This window comes from Sphingomonas chungangi (assembly GCF_013778325.1).
In the GTDB taxonomy this organism is placed as follows: Bacteria; Pseudomonadota; Alphaproteobacteria; order Sphingomonadales; family Sphingomonadaceae; genus Solisphingomonas; species Solisphingomonas chungangi.
Genome location: NZ_JACEIB010000001.1, coordinates 670,915 through 687,588, shown reverse-complemented (window position 1 = coordinate 687,588; position 16,674 = coordinate 670,915). Strand labels below are relative to the sequence as shown.

Sequence of the window (16,674 nt, the reverse complement as noted above, 5' to 3'; positions counted from 1 at the left end):
GCGAAGCGATCGCCCGCCGTGCGCCGCGCCGTCATCTGCAGCATCGTCTCCGCGTGCGTGAGCGACAGCAGCTGCTTGGGCCGGCCGGTCCGCGACAGCGGCCACAGCCGCGTCCCCGATCCGCCAGATAAAATGACCGGCGTGATCCGGCGGCGTTCCGTCATAGGTTTCCCGATTCGCGTGGCCGCCCTGCCGGACGGCGTGGCGAGAATGGCTTAATCGTCCGAAGCGGCGCAAGGTTTCAGGATTTATTTGTCAATTTCGGCGACACCCCCTGTCGGACGGGCTACGCATGCCCGCAGGTTCTAGGGAAACAGGCCCGCGTGATCAGGCTGTTCAAGCATTACGTACCCCACGCCGTGCTGCTGCTCGGCCTGGTGGACATCGTGCTGCTCGGCTGCGCAGCCGAGGTCAGCTGGGTGCTACGCGCCTGGCAGATCGGCATGGAGATCACACCGGTCACCACCCGGATCGGGCCGATCATCACCTTCGTCGCCTCCGTCGAGCTCGCGATGATCGCGGTCGGCGTCTATGGGCTCGATGCGCTGCAATCGGTGCGCTTCGCTTGCGTGCGGATCATGGTGGCGACGGCGCTGGGGCTGATCTTCGTATCGGTGGCGGCGTTCCTGTCGCCGGGCCTGACGCTGTGGCGCTCCAACGCGCTCTACGCCGCGCTGATCGCGCCGACGATGCTGACGATCGCGCGCCTGCTGCTGGGATCGGTGCTGGGATCGGAGGCTTTCAAGCGCCGCGTGCTGGTGCTGGGCGCGGGCGAGCGCGCCGCGCGGATCAAAGCACTGGCGGACAAGCCCGGTGCCGGCTTCGTGACCTGCGGCTTCGTGCGCATGACCAACGTCGAGTCGGTGGTACGCGGCGCGATCCACCGCGACGCGATCGAGAGCCTTGCCGAGCATGTCGTCAACCTCAAGGCGTCCGAGGTGGTGCTGGCGCTGCAGGAACGGCGCAACGCGCTGCCCTTGGCCGACCTGCTGCGGATCAAGACCACCGGCGTCCACGTCAACGAGCTGTCGACCTTCCTCGAGCGCGAGACGGGCCGCGTCGACCTCGCCACCGCGAGCCACAGCTGGCTGATCTTCTCGGACGGCTTCACCTCCGGCCGGATGATCTCGACGGCCGCCAAACGGCTGTTCGACATCCTCGCCTCGGGCCTGCTGCTGGTGCTGGCATCGCCGGTGATGCTGCTCTTCGCGGCACTCATCAAACTGGAGAGCAAGGGGCCGGCCTTCTACCGCCAGAAGCGCGTCGGCCTCTTCGGCGAGGAGTTCGACGTCATCAAGCTGCGCTCGATGCGGCAGGATGCGGAAGTCGCCGGCGTCGCCGTCTGGGCGCAGGAGAACGATCCGCGCGTCACGCGCATCGGCCGCTTCATCCGTATGGTCCGCATCGACGAGATCCCGCAGGTGTGGGTGGTGCTGAAAGGCAAGATGAGCTTCGTCGGCCCGCGCCCGGAACGCATGCAGTTCGTCACCGACCTCGCGCAGCAGCTGCCTTTCTATGCCGAGCGCCACATGGTGAAGCCCGGCATCACCGGCTGGGCGCAGATCAACTATCCCTATGGCGCGTCTCTGGAAGATGCCCGCAACAAGCTCGAATACGATCTTTATTACGCCAAGAACTACACGCCCTTCCTGGACCTGCTGATCCTGCTGCAGACGGTCCGCGTGCTGCTCTGGCCGTCAGGAGCGCGCTGAGCCATGGCCGCCGGGGTGGTAAGTCCCTCGCGCAAGGTGGTGGTGCGGGCGCTGGCGATCACCGCCTCGCTGATCTACCTCGCCGCCGCCGCGATGCTGCTGTCGGCGGTCGAGCCGCTGGGCCTCGCCTACGAATGGGCGGCGCGGCTGGTCGGCGTGTTCGGGGCGACTTTCGCGGCGATGCTGCTGATGCCGCCGGGCCGCGCGCGCAGCTGGCTGAAGCTGCAGGTCGCCAAGCATCTCTTCCGCCACCGCTACGATTATCGCGAGGAATGGCTGCGCTTCACCCACCGGCTGGGCGACGTGCGGCCGGGCGAGGAATTGCCGGTGCGCATCGAGCGCGCGCTCGCCGACATCGTCGAAACGGGTGATGCGCGGCTGCTGATCGCGGGTGCCTCCGGACGGCTGGAGCCGGCGGGCGTCGGCGAATGGCCAGCGGGCGCCTCGCAGGGCACCGTGGCGGATTTCGCGCGGCTGCTGGAGCGCAACCAGCGCATCCTCGACGGCGACGCGCTGCGCGGCGCTGCCGCCACGCCCGCCGCCACCGAGGAGGAGCGCGAGCTCGCGCCGCGCTGGCTGGCGGAGGACGACAGCATCTGGGCGGGTGTGCCGCTGGTCCATGGCGAACGGCTGGCGGGCCTTGTGCTGCTCGGCCACCCGCCGGTCCGCCGCCGGCTCGACTGGGAGGATTACGATCTGCTCTCGGTCGCCGGCCGTCAGGTGGCGAGCCACCTCGCCGAGGCGCAGGGACAGGAAGCGCTGAGCGAGGCGCGCCGCTTCCACGAATTCAACCGCCGGTTCGCCTTCATCGTCCACGACGTGAAGAACCTTGCAAGCCAGCTCGGCCTCGTCGCGCGCAATGCCGAGCGCCATGCCGACAACCCTGCCTTCCGCGCCGACATGGTGGCGACTCTCAAGGATTCGGTGGCGCGGCTCGACGGCCTGCTCCAGCGCCTCTCCCCGCAGGCGGTGCGCGCCGATGCGCCGCGCGTCGCCTCACCGATGGCGCTGCTGGAGGCGATCGCCCAGCGCCGCCGCGCGCAGCATCCGATCCGCCTGACCGGCCGCCCCGACATCCACGCATTGTTCGATCCCACCCGGCTGGAAACCGCGCTCGATCATCTCGTCCAGAATGCCATAGAAGCGAGTCCGTTCGCCGAGCCGGTGTGGCTGTCGGTCGAGCGGCGTGGGCTGGAGGTGGAGATCGCGGTACTCGATCGCGGCCGGGGCATGGCTCCGGATTTCCTGCGCCACGGCCTGTTCGTGCCGTTCGAATCGACCAAGACCGGCGGCTTCGGCATCGGCGCGTTCGAGGCGCGCGCGCTGATCGCGGCGATGGGCGGCCGGCTGGAGGTGCAGAGCCGCGAGGGCGAAGGCACGCGCTTCGCAGTCGTGCTGCCGCTGGCGGACGCGCCGGAGGAAAGGCTCAGCGCATGAGCGGGAAGCCGATCCTGCTTGTCGTCGAGGACGACGCCGGCCTCGCCCGCCAGCTGCGCTGGGCCTATGAGGATTACGAGGTGCTCGTCGCGGGCGATCGCGCGTCCGCGATCGAGGCGCTGCGCCTGCACGAGCCGGCGGTGGTGACGCTCGATCTCGGCCTGCCGCCCGATCCCGACGGTACCACCGAGGGCTTCGCGACCCTTGCCGAGATCCGCGCGCTCAAGCCCGACACCAAGGTGATCGTCGCCTCCGGCCACGAGGCGCCCGAGAGCGCGCGGGACGCGATCGCACGCGGCGCCTGGGATTTCTACGCCAAGCCGGTCGACATCGACACGCTCGGTCTGATCGTCGCGCGCGCCTTCCATGTGCACGCGCTGGAGGCGGAGAATGCGCGCCTCGCCGCGCTCACCGGCGGCGACACGGTGCTGGGCGGGCTGGTGACGGCGGCGCCCGAGATGCTCAAGGTCGCGCGCACCGTCGAGCGGGTGGCGCAGACCGACGTCTCGCTGCTGGTGCTGGGCGCGTCGGGCACCGGCAAGGAACTCGTCGCGCGCGGGCTGCACGAGGCGAGCAGGCGCGGCAAGGGGCCGTTCGTCGCGATCAACTGCGCGGCGATCCCCGAAACACTGCTGGAATCCGAGCTGTTCGGCCACGAGAAGGGTGCCTTCACCGGCGCCGTTCGCACCGTCGAGGGCAAGATCGAGCTGGCCTCGGGGGGCACGCTCTTCCTCGACGAGATCGGCGACGTGCCGCTGCCCTTGCAGGTCAAGCTGCTGCGCTTCCTGCAGGAGCGCGTGATCGAGAGGATCGGCGGGCGCAGGGCGTTGCCCGTGGACGTCCGCATCGTCTGCGCCACCCACCGCGACCTCGAGGCGATGGTGGCCGAGGGCAGCTTCCGCGAGGATCTCTGGTACCGCCTCGCCGAGATGGTGGTGCGCCTGCCGACGCTCGCCGACCGGGCGGGCGACGCGGTGCTGCTCGCCCGCCATTTCCTCCGCCGCCACGCGCCCGCGATCAATCCGCAGGTGAAGGGCCTCGCCCCCGACGCCGCCGACGCCATCGCCGCCGCGCGCTGGCCGGGCAACGTCCGCGAGCTGGAAAACCGCGTGAAGCGCGCGATCATCATGGCCGAGGGCAAGGCGCTCACCGCCGAGGATCTCGATCTGGCGGGCGGCGCATTCGAGGCACTCAACCTGCGCAGCGTGCGCGAGGCGGCCGACCGCAAGGCGATCGGCGAGGCGCTGGCGCGTGCCGACGGCAACATCTCACAGACCGCGCGCCTGCTCGGCATCAGCCGGCCGACGCTCTACGATCTGCTGAAAGCGTACGGACTGTCCGCCGTCGGCTGACCGGCCTTGCGCGGCCACGCGAAGCCCGCTTATCTCGCTCCGGGGCGAGGGGCATTCGACATGGCGTTGAGCAAGGCGTGGCTGTGCGGTCTGGGCCTGTTGCTGCTCGGCGCGGACCTGCCCCCTTCGTCCCCGACCACCATCACCGAGGCCGTCACCGGCGGCGCCGTCCTAAAGGACGGCTCGTTGTGGTTCACCACCTGGAACGAGAGCGCGCGCTTCACGCTGTCGCCGAGGGCCGGCGACGTGGATGCCGTATTCACCGCACTGCGCCTCGCCTCCGAAGCCGGCGTATCCATCGCGGTGCGCTTCGATCCGGACAGCGGCCGGTTCGATCCGGACAATGGCAGGATCGACTACCGGCTCTGCGCCATCACCTACGGCGCGCAGAAGATCGGCGGCGATCGGGATTTCTGCTCAGGCCCCTCCGCTGTCGGCGGCACGTCGGGCGAGAAGGCGATCGCGGTGGGAATGGCGCGCGAGATGAGCTTCGACACGGCCGGTGCCGGGCCGCTGCTCGACGCGGGCCTTGCTCATCCCGATCTCCCGGCCGCGTTGCGGACGATCGGGCTGCGGGCGCGATCGGACGTCCACGCCACGCTGGCGAGCCGCCTGCCCCATGGGTCGCCCGCCGCCGATGCGGAGCTCGTGCTGGCGCTCGCCGATACGCGGGCCTGGGAGCATGCCGCGCCCGACGATCGCGAGGCGCCGTTCACGGAGGGCGCTCTTCTGGAAGAGCTCGGCGCCTATCCGGACGCGCTCGCCGTCTATCAGCGCTTCGAGGCGAAGTGGCCGGACGAATATTTCCGGGCGCAGGTCCGCCGGGCGGCGATCAAGCGGATCGCGGGGGATTATCCGGGGGCACTCGCCACGCTGAACGAGATCGCCGTCCGGGATCCGGTCGCCATGGGCATGAAATATCATTATCACCGGGGATGGCTGCTCAGCCTGATGGGCCGATACGAGGAGGCGGTCGCGGATTTCAGCGCCGGGCTCGAGACCCAACCGGACTATCCCTACGTGTTCCTGCGTCGTGCCTGCGCCTATGGCCGGCTCGGCTACATCGCCGAGGCGCGGTCCGACGAGGAGGCCGGGCTCGGCCTGCTCGCGAAGCTGCCGGTCACCGGCGAGCCGCTGGTGCAATATGACGTCGATCATGCCCGCGCGGGGCTCGACGCCTTGTCCAAGATGCAGGCTGAGGGGCAGAGCAAGCCGACGGCCGTGGCCTGCGATCTGAGCGATCCGGAAAAGCTGCGATCGCGCAGCAAGGCCTTGCCGGCCACGCCCGGCTGATCGACCGGTACCGCCAACGCCTTCGTTTCACTCCCGATTCGACTTGTCGCCGACACGGAACAGGCATAGCCTCCCTCCCGCATAACGGAGGATGGCCGATGAAGACGCATCTCCTGCTCGGCACCGCGTTGCTGCTGCTGGTGTCTCCCGACATTGCCCAGGCGCAGGATCATGGTCGGCCCGGTCATGGCGGAGGGGGAGACCGTGGGCGGCCGCCTGTCACCAAGCCCGCGCCTTCGCGACCCGGCGGCTCCGGAGGCGGACGCCCGCCCGGTGGGGGGCATCCCGGTGTGAAGCCGCCGCGCCCTGGCCGCCCCGAGATCCAGCCACCCCGCCCGGTGCGCCCGAAGCCGCCCGTGAGGCCCAATCCGCCGGGTCGCCCCGGCAACGGCCACCACAAGCCGCGCCCGCCGCACAATCCCGGCTTCCGGCCGCCGAATTTCAGGCCGATCCACCGCCCCGGCTGGCGCTATCCGCCGGGCTATCATTATCGCCGCTGGACGGTCGGCCTGCTGCTGCCGCACCTGTTCCTGTCGTCGACCTATTATTTCGACGATTACGCGACCTACGGCTTCGGCCCGCCGCCCTACGGCTGCCGCTGGGTGCGCTACGGCCCGGACCTGCTGCTGGTCGACGTCCGCACCGGCCGCATCCGCGACGTAATCTACGGGGCGTTTTATTGAGCGCCTTTCCGATCCTCCCCTTCCCTCGGGGGAGGATCGGGAATGACGGACCACACGCATGAACACGCCTTCGACCGACATGGGCGAGATCATGCGGGCCGTGGCGATGGTCCACGGCGGCGATCGCGATGCCGCAAGGCGCGATCTCCTCCGACTGTGGAACGAAAAGGGCGAGTACGGCACGCCCCTGCAGCGCTGCACGATCGCCCATTTCCTCGCCGACACCGAGGACGATGCGAAGGACGAGCTTGCTTGGGACCTGCTCGCGCTCGAAGCCGCGACCGGATCTCAAGGCGACGAGGATCTGGATCCGGTCGATCCGTCGCTCGCGGGCTTTCTGCCGTCGCTGCACCTGAACGTCGGCGACGCCTATCGGCGGCTGGGCGATCCGGCCCGCGCGTCGCGCCACGCCGCCGTCGGGCTGGCGCGCATCGCCCATCTCAACCATGACGGTTATGGCGATATGGTGCGGACCGGCCTGAACAGATTGCGAGACCGGCTGGGGGCCGCCGGCATCGATTGACCGGCACTCTCACCCGTCGATCAGGTTCACGAACTCCTCGAACTTGCCGTTGGGCGCCATCGGCAGGCGATGCTCGTAATATTCGAAGTCGAGCGCGAAGGGATGACCCAGCGCCTGCTGCATGATTGCGCGCAGCGCTGCTTCCTCTCCATCGGTCAGCGGGCGCTCGATCACCAGCCGCACCTCGATCCGGTCGCGCTCGCGCTGGAGCATCTGGTGCTGGAGCACCGGCGCCACGTCGCGGTAGCGCGAGCGGCCGGTCAGCGGCCAGTGGCGGCTGCCGTCGGGCATCGTCACGAGGTTGCGCTCGCGCCCGAGGATGCGGCGCAGCGTCGGCAATCCCCGGCCGCACGGGCAGGGCGGCCCGACCTCGGCATGATCGCCGATCGCGTAGCGGATCAGCGGGGTCGCGTGATTGTTGAGATCGGTCACCACGATCCGGCCGACTTCGCCCTCCCGGCACGGCCGCCCGGCGTCGTCGATCACCTCGACGATCAGCGTCTCCGCCATGACGTGATAGAGGCCGCTCTGCGGGCATTGCATGGCGATGTAGCCGACCTCGGTGGACGAATAGACGTCCACCGGCGCGCAGCCCCACATCCGCTCGACCAGCGCGCGATCGGGGTCGGGCAGTGTCTCGGACGTCGTGCGGATCTGCCGGACCGTGAACGGCGCCTTGCCGTTCGCCTCGTAATGCCGCGCCAGCGCGACGATGTTGCTGGGATAGATCAGCAGGATGTCCGGCTGGAACCCCTCGATCAGCCGCGCCTGCTCGGTGATCGCCAATTGGTTGGGCATGGCGAGCATCGGCCCGGTCGGCCAGAACATCCCGGCCGTGCCGCCCCATTTGCGCGCGCTGACCACCTCGTCCACGCCGGCGCGCGACTGGCAGAAGCTGAGGCCCGTGCCGATCCCGTGCCAGAGATGGAAGCGGATCGTCATCGCGCGGAACAGCAATTGGTCGAGCGCGGTCCGCCGTAGCCGCACCGGCTCGCCGGTCGATCCGGAGGAGGATGCGTGGACGATCTCGCCGCAGGCATCGGGCACGGTCGCGCAGAAGACGTCCTTGGGCGGCCCCTGCAGGTCGCGGCGACGGATCGGCGGGAAGGCGTGCAGCCCCTCCTGCGTGCCGAGATCGTGCGGCGCGAGCCCGGCTGCGTCGAGTTGGCGGCGGAACAGCGGACTTTCGCGCCCCATATGCCCGGCGAGCTTGGCCAGTGCCTCGAACTGCCGCGCCGCGATCTCCTCGGGTGAGCGCCATTGCGCCGCCTCCAGCCGGTGGACCAGCGCGCCGATATCGGCCTGCTCGCGGCCGACGCCCGGCCTTGGCCCGTTCGGCACGAAGGCGAGCAGCGGCGACGGCCTCATGTCGGGAAATCCACGACCAGCAGCGGGCAGCGATCGGCGAGCGGATAGCCTTCCGTCTCGACGAAGCGGTGCGTCGCTCCTTCCGGCAGGGTGGAGGCGATCTCGGCGCGGGTGGCGTAGCTCAGATGCGATCCGGCGTCGCGATAGGCATCGATCGCGGCGAACTCCGCCGCGCCCCAGCCGGTCGCCGTCTCGATCGCCGCGCGGTCGGGGAGATGGGCCTCAAACTGTGCATGGATATCCGCGACGGGCACGTAGACGCGGCCATCGATCGCCGCCGTCGCCATGTTCAGGCGCAGCTTGAAGGCGCCGAAATGATCGACCTTCCCCGCCAGCACCTCGGCCGCCAGATCCCCGATCGCCTCGCAGGCATCGGGCCGGACGAAGCAGCGTAGGACGAGCCGCCCGCCCGGCCGCAGCACGCGGCCCAGACTGCGCATCAGCAGCCGGTAATCGGCGGGCCAGTCCAGCATGGTCAGCGATCCGTCGCCGAAGGCGGTGGCGAAGCTCGCGTTGGAAAAGCGCAGGTCCAGCCAGTTGCCCACCTCGGCGCGGTGCGTCGCGCTGTCGCCGGGCCAGGCGAGGCGGAGCATGTCTGGGTTCCAGTCGATCGCCACGCCCCCGGCCGAAGCGTCGGCGATGGCGGGCGTCACGCCCAGTTGCAGCGCGGGGCCGGGCCTTTCGGCGAGCAGCGCGCGGATCGTGTCGCGAACATACGGCGTCGGGCACTGCGGCGGGCGGAGCGTCGCCCAGCGCAGGTGAAAATCGCGTGGTTCCTGATCCCCGATAGCCGTCGCCACAAATCCCCCGGAGCGAGGCTAGCGGGCATGCCCAACCCGCGCAATGCGCCGCGGGATGACGCGGCGCCCTCCCCCGGCTATGCGCCGGACATGACCGACGCCGAACCCCTCGCCCGCATCGCCGCCGCGCTGGAGCGGATCTCGCCGCCGCCGCCGCCGGCCGCCGATCCGATGGCGCATCCGGCCTATGTGTGGCGCGAGGGTGTGCTGGTGGCGACCCGCGCCTTCCGTCCACTGGCGCTGGACCTGCTCACGGGAATCGAGGCGCAGAAGGCGCAGGTGCTGGCGAACAGCCGCCGCCTCGCCGACAGGCTGCCCGCGCACGACGTGCTGCTGTGGGGCGCGCGCGGCACCGGCAAGTCCTCGCTGGTGAAGTCGGCGGTCGGCGCGTTGCAGGCCGAGGGCAAACCAATCGCGCTGATCGAGGTCGCGCCCGACGCGCTTTCCACTTTGCCGCACCTGTTCGACCTGATCGCGCCCCTGGAGCGCGCCTTCGCTTTGTTCGTCGACGATCTCGGCTTCGAGGAGGGCTCGGCCGGCCCGCGTACGCTGCGCTCGCTGCTGGAAGGAGGCGCCGAGGCGCGGCCGGACAATGCCCGCCTCCACGTCACCGCCAACCGCCGCCACATCGTCAGCCGCGAGCATGGCGAGGCGGAGCGGGCGGTCAACGCGCGCGACGTGATGGACGACAAGCTGGCGCTGGCCGATCGCTTCGGGCTTTCGGTGGGTTTCCACAATGTCGACCAGCCGACCTACGTCGCGATGGTGGAGGCCTATGCGGCGCAGCTCGGCCTGCCCTTCGACGCCGCCGACGCCATCGCCTGGGCGACTGGACGCGGCGCGCGATCGGGGCGCGTAGCGTGGCACTATGTCGTCGAACTGGCGGGTCGCGAGGGCAAGCAGGTCTAGGCCGCGCGAATTTCGAGTTGGCGATAGCTTCATCGATCTATATAACAGGTAATATACCCAGTTATGGAGTTGATTGTGGCTCGCGATATCCTCGTCGATCTGGGAGAGTTGTTCCTCGGCAGCCGGCTCAAGCGCTTGGCCGAGCGGTTGCAGGCCGATGCCGCGCGCGTGGCGCAGGCGGCGGGGCTGGCGATCCAGCCGGCGCAATTCCCGCTGCTCGCCGCGATCGATCGCTACGGGCCGCTCACCGTCGGCGAGGCGGTCGATGCGCTGGGGCTCAGCCAGCCCGCCGTCACCCGCTGCGCCAACGGGCTCGTCGAGGCCGGGCTGATCGAAGTCGAGCGCTCCGACGCCGACCTGCGCCAGCGGCAGCTGCATCTGAGCGGAGCCGGCCGCGCGGCGATGGCGCAGGCGAAGCAGGCGATGTGGCCACAACTGGGCGGCGCGGTGAAACAGCTCTGCGCCCCGCTCACCGGCGGCCTGCTCGATCAGGTCGCGCAGATCGAGGCGGCGCTGGAGACCATGTCGCTGGAGGAGCGTGCCCGGCGCTGGTCCCCGGCGCTGAAGGTCCGCGAATATGAGGATGCACTGGCCAACGATTTTCATCGGATCAACGCCGAGTGGATTTCCTCGATGTTCCGGCTGGAGGAGAACGACATCCAGATCCTCACCCGCCCGCGCGAGCTGATCGTGGATCGCGGCGGCACCATCCTGTTCGTCGAGGCGGACGGGCTTGGCGTCGTCGGCACCTGCGCGCTGATCCGCATCGAGGACGGCGTGTTCGAGCTCACCAAGATGGGCGTGCTGGAGCGCGCGCGCGGGCGGAAGGCCGGCGAGTTCCTGCTGGCGGCGACGCTGGAGCGCGCGCGGGCGATGGGGATCGAAATGCTCTATCTGCTCACCAACAGCCGCTGCGCGTCGGCGATCCACCTCTACGAGAAGCTGGGCTTCGTGCACGATGCGGAGATCATGCAGCGCTACGCCACGCGCTACGAACGCTGCGACGTCGCGATGCGCTGGAAAGGATAATCCGTTACAGGTCCGCCGCCTTGTCGTGGCGGTGCAGCTTGCGACCGGGCGATCCGTCCTTCTCGTGATCGAACAGCCGCCACGCCTTCTTCTCGTCGCGCATCATCGGTGCGCCGCAACGGGCGCACGGCGCACGGAAATCGACATTGTCGTTCCACACGCGGGTCTTGTCGGGCTTGTGGCCCAACGTCACACACAGAAGCCGCATCGTTTTCCCCCCGGTGCGGTAGCGAACATGGTTAACGCAGGCCATATCCCTTAGGCGACCCCTTTCGCCCTGAACAGCCGCAACCCGAGAAAATCCTTGCCCTTCAGTCATCCGGAGACATCAGATGGACATCATCAAGCTCGGCAACACCGGCCTCGACATCTCGCCGCTGTGCCTCGGCTGCATGACCTTCGGCGTGCCGGATCGCGGCAATCACGAATGGACGCTGGACGAGGAGCAGAGCCGCCCGATCATCCGCCGGGCGGTGGAGGCCGGGATCAACTTCTTCGACACCGCCAACGTCTATTCGGACGGAACGTCGGAGGAGATTGTCGGCCGCGCGCTCAAGGAATTCATGCCGCGCGACGAGGTGGTGATCGCCACCAAGGTCCACGGGCGCATGCGCAAGGGACCGAACGGCGCCGGCCTCTCCCGCAAGGCGATCATGACCGAGATCGACGCCTCGCTGAAACGCCTCGGCACCGATTATGTCGATCTCTACCAGATCCACCGCTTCGATTACGACGTACCGATCGAGGAGACGCTGGAGGCGCTTCACGACGTCGTGAAGGCGGGCAAGGCGCGCTATATCGGCGCCTCCTCGATGTACGCCTGGCAGTTCGCCACGATGCTCCATGTCGCCGAGCAGAACGGCTGGACGCGCTTCGTGACGATGCAGAATTACGTCAACCTGCTCTACCGCGAAGAGGAACGCGAGATGCTGCCGCTGTGCGCGAGCGAGGGGATCGGCGTGATCCCGTGGAGCCCGCTCGCCCGCGGTCGCCTCACCCGCGATTGGGACGAGACCACCGAGCGATCCGAAACCGACACGTTCGGCAAGAGCATCTTCGCCAAGACGGCGGAGGCCGATCGCACGGTCGTCGAGGTCGTCGCCGAGATCGCGAAGGCGCGCGGCGTGCCCCGAGCGCAGATCGCACTGGCCTGGGTGCTGGACAAGCCGGAGGTCTTTGCGCCGATCGTCGGCGCCTCAAAGATCGGCCACCTTGAGGACGCGATCGCCGCGCTCGATATCACCCTCACCGACGAAGAAGTCGAGCGGCTGGAATCCCCGTATATTCCGCATTCCGTCGTTGGTTTCAAATAGTGCAACTCGACCAAAGTCGATTGGGAATTTGTGTCAGACCTGTTACGATTCCGGCACAACAATGTTGCGTCGGAGGGGACATCGATGGACGGATTGAGTGCGTCGCGCCGCAAGCTGGCGGGATGGACGATGGGTGCGGTGATCAGCACGATGTTGTGGGGGATGCTGATCGCTGGAGTCATGGCGCTGCGTTCCTGACCCCGTAGCGCTCGCTTCGGCGCGGGACATGGACCCTCTCGGGGTCGGTTTGCGTTGCAGACCGAAACGAGAGGAGCCCTCATGGCCGTTTCCACGCTGCGCCGCGATATCGTGACCCGCCCCGTCTTCCAGGCGGTGGAAGGCGTCATGCCCTCCCTTTCGAAAACCGAGGCCGAGGCGATCGACGCCGGCGACACGTGGCTGGATGCCGCGCTGTTCACCGGCAATCCGGACTGGAACGTCCTGCTCGCCGTGCCGCCCGCGACGCTTTCGGCGGAGGAGCAGGCCTTTCTCGACGGACCGGTGGAAGAGCTCTGCGCGCTGGTCGACGACTGGAAGGCGACCTTCGAGGATCATGACCTTCCCCCCGCCGCCTGGGATCTGCTGAAGCGGGAGAAATTCTTCGGGATGATCATTCCGAAGGAGCATGGCGGCCTCGGCTTCTCGGCGCTCGGCCACAGCGAGGTGGTGCGCAAGCTCTCGACCCGCTCGTCGGCCGCCGCCGTCACCGCGATGGTGCCCAACTCGCTCGGGCCGGGTGAGCTGATCATGAAGTTCGGCACCGACGCGCAGAAGGCGCACTGGCTCCCCCGGCTCGCCGACGGGCGGGAAATCCCCTGCTTCGGCCTCACCTCGCCCGAGGCCGGCTCCGACGCCGCATCGATGACCGACACCGGCATCGTCACCTTCGGCGAATGGCAGGGCGAGCGGGTGCTCGGCATCCGGCTCAACTGGCACAAGCGCTACATCACGCTGGGGCCGGTCGCGACGATCCTCGGCCTCGCTTTCAAGCTCTCCGATCCCGACAAGCTGCTGGGTGGGGAGGAGGAGATCGGCATCACCGTGGCGCTAGTGCCGACCGATCTACCCGGCGTCGAGATCGGGCGCCGCCATCTGCCCGCGATGCAGGCGTTCATGAACGGCCCCAACGAAGGCCACGACGTGTTCGTGCCCCTCGAAAACATCATCGGCGGGCGCGAGCGCGTCGGCCAGGGCTGGCGGATGCTGATGAGCGCGCTTGCCGCCGGGCGCGGCATCTCGCTGCCCTCGCAATCCGCCGCCGCTGCCGCCTTCGCCGCCTACACGACCGGCGCCTACGCCCGCGTGCGCGAACAATTCCACGTGCCGATCGCCGAGTTCGAGGGCATCCAGGAGAAGCTCGCCCGCATCGCCGGCAATGCCTACCTGCTCGATGCCGCGCGCAAGCTGACCTGCGCCGGGCTCGACATGGGCCACCACCCCGCCGTCATCTCGTCCGTCATGAAGCTGCACGCAACCGAGCGGATGCGCGTCGTGATCAACGACGCGATGGACGTGCACGGCGGCAAGGCGATCATCGACGGGCCGAGCAACTATCTCGGCAATTCCTATCGCTCCGTGCCGGTCGCGATCACCGTCGAGGGGGCGAACATCCTCACCCGCTCGCTGATGGTGTTCGGGCAGGGCGCGATCCGATCGCACCCCTATCTGCTCGACGAGGTGCGCGCGATCGGCGAGAGCGACAGGGCGCTGGCCCTCACCGAATTCGACGCGGTGCTGTGGAAGCATGTCGCCCATGCGCTCAAGACCTCGATCCGCGCCTTCGTGCGCAGCTGGACGGGCGGCGCCTTCGCGCCCGCACCGGAGGCGGGCCGCGCCAAGCGCTTCTATCGCCAGCTCTCGCGCTATTCGGCCGCCTTCGCCTTCTGCTCGGACATCGCCTTCCTCTCGCTCGGCGGCGAGCTCAAGCGGCGCGAGTTGCTCTCGGCGCGGCTCGGCGACATCCTGTCCGAGCTCTACCTGCTCTCCGCCGCGCTGAAGCGCTGGGAGGACGAGGGGCGGCAGGATGCCGACTGGGTGCTGCTGCGCTACGTCATGGAAAGCGGCTTCCGCACCATCGAGGAGCGGTTCGACCAGCTCATCGCCAACATGCCGAGCCGCGCGGTGCGCTGGATGCTACGGCTGTTCGTCATGCCCTTCGGCCGCCGCGCGCGCGGGCCGTCCGATTGGCTCATCCGCAAGACGGCGGCGATCCTCACCACCCCCTCCGAGTCGCGGGACCGGCTCACCGCCAACATCTATCGCGGCAAAAACGGGGATGCGGTTTTGAAGCTGGAGGCGGCGTTCGACCTCGTCACGGAGACCCAGCCGATCCGCGAGCGCCTGCGCAAGGCGCGCGTCAAGGACTGGCGGGATTCCGACGAATCCCTCCTGTCGCAAGACGATCGCGCCCGCTTGGAAGAAACGGAGCGGGCGATCGCGGCCGTGATCGCGGTGGATGACTTCGCGGCCGAAGACCTGGCGCCGAGTGCGGATTGATTAACTATGTTGTTGACATTGTGCGCCGCAACGTAAAAGATATGCAACTTGGGTGTGGAGTCGCGAGACTCGCCACGCCCTTGATGAAGGGGAGCATTATGGCACGACTTATGTTTGCCGCGCTGGCCGGAGCGACGCTTCTCGCCTCGCCCGTCCTCGCCACCGACACCGTGCGTCCGTCGGTTGCGTCCGTACAGCTTCAGCCCGCTTCCATGCTGGCCGGTGCGCGCATGAGCGCCCAGATCAGCGGCAAGAAGCGTTCCGATATGGCCCCGGCCGCTGTCGGTGCGGTCCTCGCCGGCCTCGTCGCGGTTGGTGCCGGCGTCGGCATCGCCACGAGCAGCGGCGGCGGGAACGGCAGCACCAGCCCGTAATGACAGCGTACACGGTCGAGCCTTCCGCCCGACCAGCGAACCGCTTGTCGGGCTCGATCTTCGGATCGGGCCCGATTTCGTTTGTGCCTGAGGCCATCATGCCGGGATTGCCCGCGAAAACCCCGCAGCCGCATTGACGCCGGCGCCATCCCGCGCCTTGATGCGAGCGGAAGGGGGCGGGGCGATGCGCCATACATTGACGCAGGAGGGTGTGCTCGGATCGCCGGTGCGCAACCTCGTTTCGATCCTCGTCTTCGTCGGCACGGTGATCGTCGTCGCGACGATAGCCTATATGGCGGCCGGCTGGAGCTTCGCCGACGCCATCTACATGGTACTGCTCACCGTCTATACGGTCGGCTACGGCGAGGTGCGCCCGATCGATACGCCGTATCTGCATGCCGTCACCGTCGGCACGATGGTGCTGGGCTGCACCGGCATGATACTCCTCACCTCCGCCCTCGTGCAGTTCATGACCGTCATGCAGCTGCGCCAATTGCTGAGCCCCAACCGCATGCAGGCCAAGGTCGACAAGCTTTCCGATCACGTCATCGTCTGCGGCTACGGCCGGATCGGCGTGATGCTCGCCCGCGATCTCGCGCAGGGCGGTCTGCCGCTCGTGGTGCTGGAGCGCAGTACCGACCGGCTGGCCGAGGCGGAGGCCGCCGGCCATCTCGCGCTGCCGGGCGACGCCACCGACGAGCAGGCGCTGGTTGTAGCCGGCATCCACCGCGCCCGCGCGCTGGCGACGGTGCTGCCGGACGATGCCGCCAACGTCTTCATCACGCTCTCGGCGCGCAACCTGGCGCCCGGCATCGAGATCATCGCGCGCGGCGAGGCACCGACCACCGAGAGCAAGCTGCGCCATGCCGGGGCGGATCAGGTGGTGCTGCCCACCCATATCGGGGCCGAGCGGATCGCGCGGATGCTGCTCTACCCTGAAAGCCGCGCCGCGCGCGACGAAGCCGGTCTGCACCGCGCCGAGCAGGCGCTGGATGGCGTCGGCCTCAGCCTCGAATCGGTGACGATCGCCCCGCAGAGCGCGGCCGCCGACGCGACGGTCGCGGATATCGAGCGGCGCGGTGCCGGCGCATTCCTGATCGCGCGCATCCAGCGCGAGGGCGCGGACATGGCCGGCCGCCCCGGCTCCGACGAGATCGTCCACGCGGGTGATCGCGTGACGGTGGTCGCGCGCAACCCGGTGGCGGCGGCACGCGTCCTGCTGGCCCCGCGCGGCGAGATCCGGGTCGGCCGCAACACCTACTGAGTGCCGCCGGGCAATTCCCTATCCGTCGGGCGGGAAATTAACTCCTTCCGGCGCACGATCGTTACGCCCCCGATTGACCTCGGCCCGCCCGCATCTGAGCTTGCGCTCGTGAAGCCTGAAC

General features: G+C 68.7%; 16 protein-coding genes. 12 read left to right on the top strand and 4 right to left on the bottom strand.

Translation table 11 applies throughout. From position 1 onward, the window contains the following. Nucleotides 1-164, bottom strand: a 164-nt coding sequence (locus tag HZF05_RS03435) for a sugar phosphate nucleotidyltransferase (RefSeq protein ID WP_246331533.1), incomplete at its 3' end; no start/stop codon positions are given. Between the two features lie 159 nt (nucleotides 165-323). Between HZF05_RS03435 and HZF05_RS03430 the strand changes: the two genes are divergently transcribed. From HZF05_RS03430 to HZF05_RS03405, 6 genes are all read left to right on the top strand, one after another. Then, complete coding sequence (locus HZF05_RS03430) at nucleotides 324-1,712, top strand: TIGR03013 family XrtA/PEP-CTERM system glycosyltransferase (protein WP_160365199.1); 1,389 nt, start codon at nucleotides 324-326, stop codon at nucleotides 1,710-1,712. Nucleotides 1,713-1,715: 3 nt separating this feature from the next. Continuing rightward, a complete protein-coding gene (prsK, locus tag HZF05_RS03425; protein ID WP_160365198.1) occupies nucleotides 1,716-3,149 on the top strand; it encodes an XrtA/PEP-CTERM system histidine kinase PrsK in 1,434 nt (477 codons plus the stop codon). Continuing rightward, a complete protein-coding gene (prsR, locus tag HZF05_RS03420) occupies nucleotides 3,146-4,501 on the top strand; it encodes a PEP-CTERM-box response regulator transcription factor (protein ID WP_160365197.1) in 1,356 nt (451 codons plus the stop codon). Before prsK ends, prsR begins: the two co-directional genes overlap by 4 nt. Before the next feature lie 60 nt (nucleotides 4,502-4,561). Then, complete coding sequence (locus tag HZF05_RS03415) at nucleotides 4,562-5,794, top strand: tetratricopeptide repeat protein (RefSeq protein ID WP_160365196.1); 1,233 nt, start codon at nucleotides 4,562-4,564, stop codon at nucleotides 5,792-5,794. A gap of 98 nt (nucleotides 5,795-5,892) precedes the next feature. Next, nucleotides 5,893-6,477 carry an RcnB family protein gene (locus HZF05_RS22080; protein ID WP_160365195.1) on the top strand — a complete coding sequence of 195 codons (585 nt, stop codon included), beginning with the start codon at nucleotides 5,893-5,895 and terminating at the stop codon, nucleotides 6,475-6,477. 58 nt (nucleotides 6,478-6,535) lie between these two features. Next, nucleotides 6,536-7,000 carry a hypothetical protein gene (locus tag HZF05_RS03405; protein WP_160365194.1) on the top strand — a complete coding sequence of 155 codons (465 nt, stop codon included), beginning with the start codon at nucleotides 6,536-6,538 and terminating at the stop codon, nucleotides 6,998-7,000. 9 nt (nucleotides 7,001-7,009) lie between these two features. On the opposite strand, the gene HZF05_RS03400 is transcribed toward HZF05_RS03405, so the two are convergent. Further along, a complete protein-coding gene (locus tag HZF05_RS03400) occupies nucleotides 7,010-8,368 on the bottom strand; it encodes a phenylacetate--CoA ligase family protein (protein ID WP_160365193.1) in 1,359 nt (452 codons plus the stop codon). Beyond that, nucleotides 8,365-9,168, bottom strand: a complete 804-nt coding sequence (locus HZF05_RS03395; protein ID WP_160365192.1) for a class I SAM-dependent methyltransferase — start codon at nucleotides 9,166-9,168, stop codon at nucleotides 8,365-8,367. Before HZF05_RS03395 ends, HZF05_RS03400 begins: the two co-directional genes overlap by 4 nt. 90 nt (nucleotides 9,169-9,258) lie before the next feature. Here HZF05_RS03395 and HZF05_RS03390 point away from each other — a divergent pair, with 90 nt between their 5' ends. Further along, on the top strand, nucleotides 9,259-10,077 hold the full coding sequence (locus HZF05_RS03390; protein ID WP_160365257.1) for an ATP-binding protein: 819 nt from the start codon (nucleotides 9,259-9,261) through the stop codon (nucleotides 10,075-10,077). Between the two features lie 75 nt (nucleotides 10,078-10,152). Further along, the gene (locus HZF05_RS03385) at nucleotides 10,153-11,106 is read left to right on the top strand and encodes a GNAT family N-acetyltransferase (RefSeq protein ID WP_160365191.1); all 954 of its coding nucleotides are present in this window, start codon (nucleotides 10,153-10,155) and stop codon (nucleotides 11,104-11,106) included. Between the two features lie 4 nt (nucleotides 11,107-11,110). On the opposite strand, the gene HZF05_RS03380 is transcribed toward HZF05_RS03385, so the two are convergent. Next, on the bottom strand, nucleotides 11,111-11,314 hold the full coding sequence (locus tag HZF05_RS03380) for a hypothetical protein (RefSeq protein WP_160365190.1): 204 nt from the start codon (nucleotides 11,312-11,314) through the stop codon (nucleotides 11,111-11,113). A gap of 124 nt (nucleotides 11,315-11,438) precedes the next feature. Here HZF05_RS03380 and HZF05_RS03375 point away from each other — a divergent pair, with 124 nt between their 5' ends. The 4 genes from HZF05_RS03375 (at nucleotide 11,439) to HZF05_RS03360 (ending at nucleotide 16,553) form a co-directional block, all read left to right on the top strand. After that, the gene (locus HZF05_RS03375) at nucleotides 11,439-12,419 is read left to right on the top strand and encodes an aldo/keto reductase (protein WP_160365189.1); all 981 of its coding nucleotides are present in this window, start codon (nucleotides 11,439-11,441) and stop codon (nucleotides 12,417-12,419) included. Between the two features lie 279 nt (nucleotides 12,420-12,698). After that, entirely contained in the window at nucleotides 12,699-14,915 is a 2,217-nt protein-coding gene (locus tag HZF05_RS03370) for an acyl-CoA dehydrogenase (RefSeq protein WP_160365188.1), read from the top strand. Nucleotides 14,916-15,013: 98 nt separating this feature from the next. After that, the gene (locus HZF05_RS03365) at nucleotides 15,014-15,289 is read left to right on the top strand and encodes a hypothetical protein (RefSeq protein ID WP_160365187.1); all 276 of its coding nucleotides are present in this window, start codon (nucleotides 15,014-15,016) and stop codon (nucleotides 15,287-15,289) included. 184 nt (nucleotides 15,290-15,473) lie between these two features. Further along, entirely contained in the window at nucleotides 15,474-16,553 is a 1,080-nt protein-coding gene (locus tag HZF05_RS03360; RefSeq protein WP_246331470.1) for a potassium channel family protein, read from the top strand. Nucleotides 16,554-16,674 lie beyond the last annotated feature (121 nt).

What these genes read in the sequence shown, in the direction of transcription:
- HZF05_RS03375 (WP_160365189.1), top strand. Translation starts at nt 11,439, where the DNA reads ATGGACATCATCAAGCTCGGCAACACCGGCCTCGACATCTCGCCGCTG.
- HZF05_RS03405 (WP_160365194.1), top strand. Translation starts at nt 6,536, where the DNA reads ATGAACACGCCTTCGACCGACATGGGCGAGATCATGCGGGCCGTGGCG.
- prsR (WP_160365197.1), top strand. Translation starts at nt 3,146, where the DNA reads ATGAGCGGGAAGCCGATCCTGCTTGTCGTCGAGGACGACGCCGGCCTC.
- HZF05_RS03380 (WP_160365190.1), bottom strand. Translation starts at nt 11,314, where the DNA reads ATGCGGCTTCTGTGTGTGACGTTGGGCCACAAGCCCGACAAGACCCGC.
- HZF05_RS03360 (WP_246331470.1), top strand. Translation starts at nt 15,474, where the DNA reads ATGCGCCATACATTGACGCAGGAGGGTGTGCTCGGATCGCCGGTGCGC.
- HZF05_RS03400 (WP_160365193.1), bottom strand. Translation starts at nt 8,368, where the DNA reads ATGAGGCCGTCGCCGCTGCTCGCCTTCGTGCCGAACGGGCCAAGGCCG.
- HZF05_RS22080 (WP_160365195.1), top strand. Translation starts at nt 5,893, where the DNA reads ATGAAGACGCATCTCCTGCTCGGCACCGCGTTGCTGCTGCTGGTGTCT.
- HZF05_RS03390 (WP_160365257.1), top strand. Translation starts at nt 9,259, where the DNA reads ATGACCGACGCCGAACCCCTCGCCCGCATCGCCGCCGCGCTGGAGCGG.
- HZF05_RS03365 (WP_160365187.1), top strand. Translation starts at nt 15,014, where the DNA reads ATGGCACGACTTATGTTTGCCGCGCTGGCCGGAGCGACGCTTCTCGCC.
- HZF05_RS03370 (WP_160365188.1), top strand. Translation starts at nt 12,699, where the DNA reads ATGGCCGTTTCCACGCTGCGCCGCGATATCGTGACCCGCCCCGTCTTC.
- prsK (WP_160365198.1), top strand. Translation starts at nt 1,716, where the DNA reads ATGGCCGCCGGGGTGGTAAGTCCCTCGCGCAAGGTGGTGGTGCGGGCG.
- HZF05_RS03415 (WP_160365196.1), top strand. Translation starts at nt 4,562, where the DNA reads ATGGCGTTGAGCAAGGCGTGGCTGTGCGGTCTGGGCCTGTTGCTGCTC.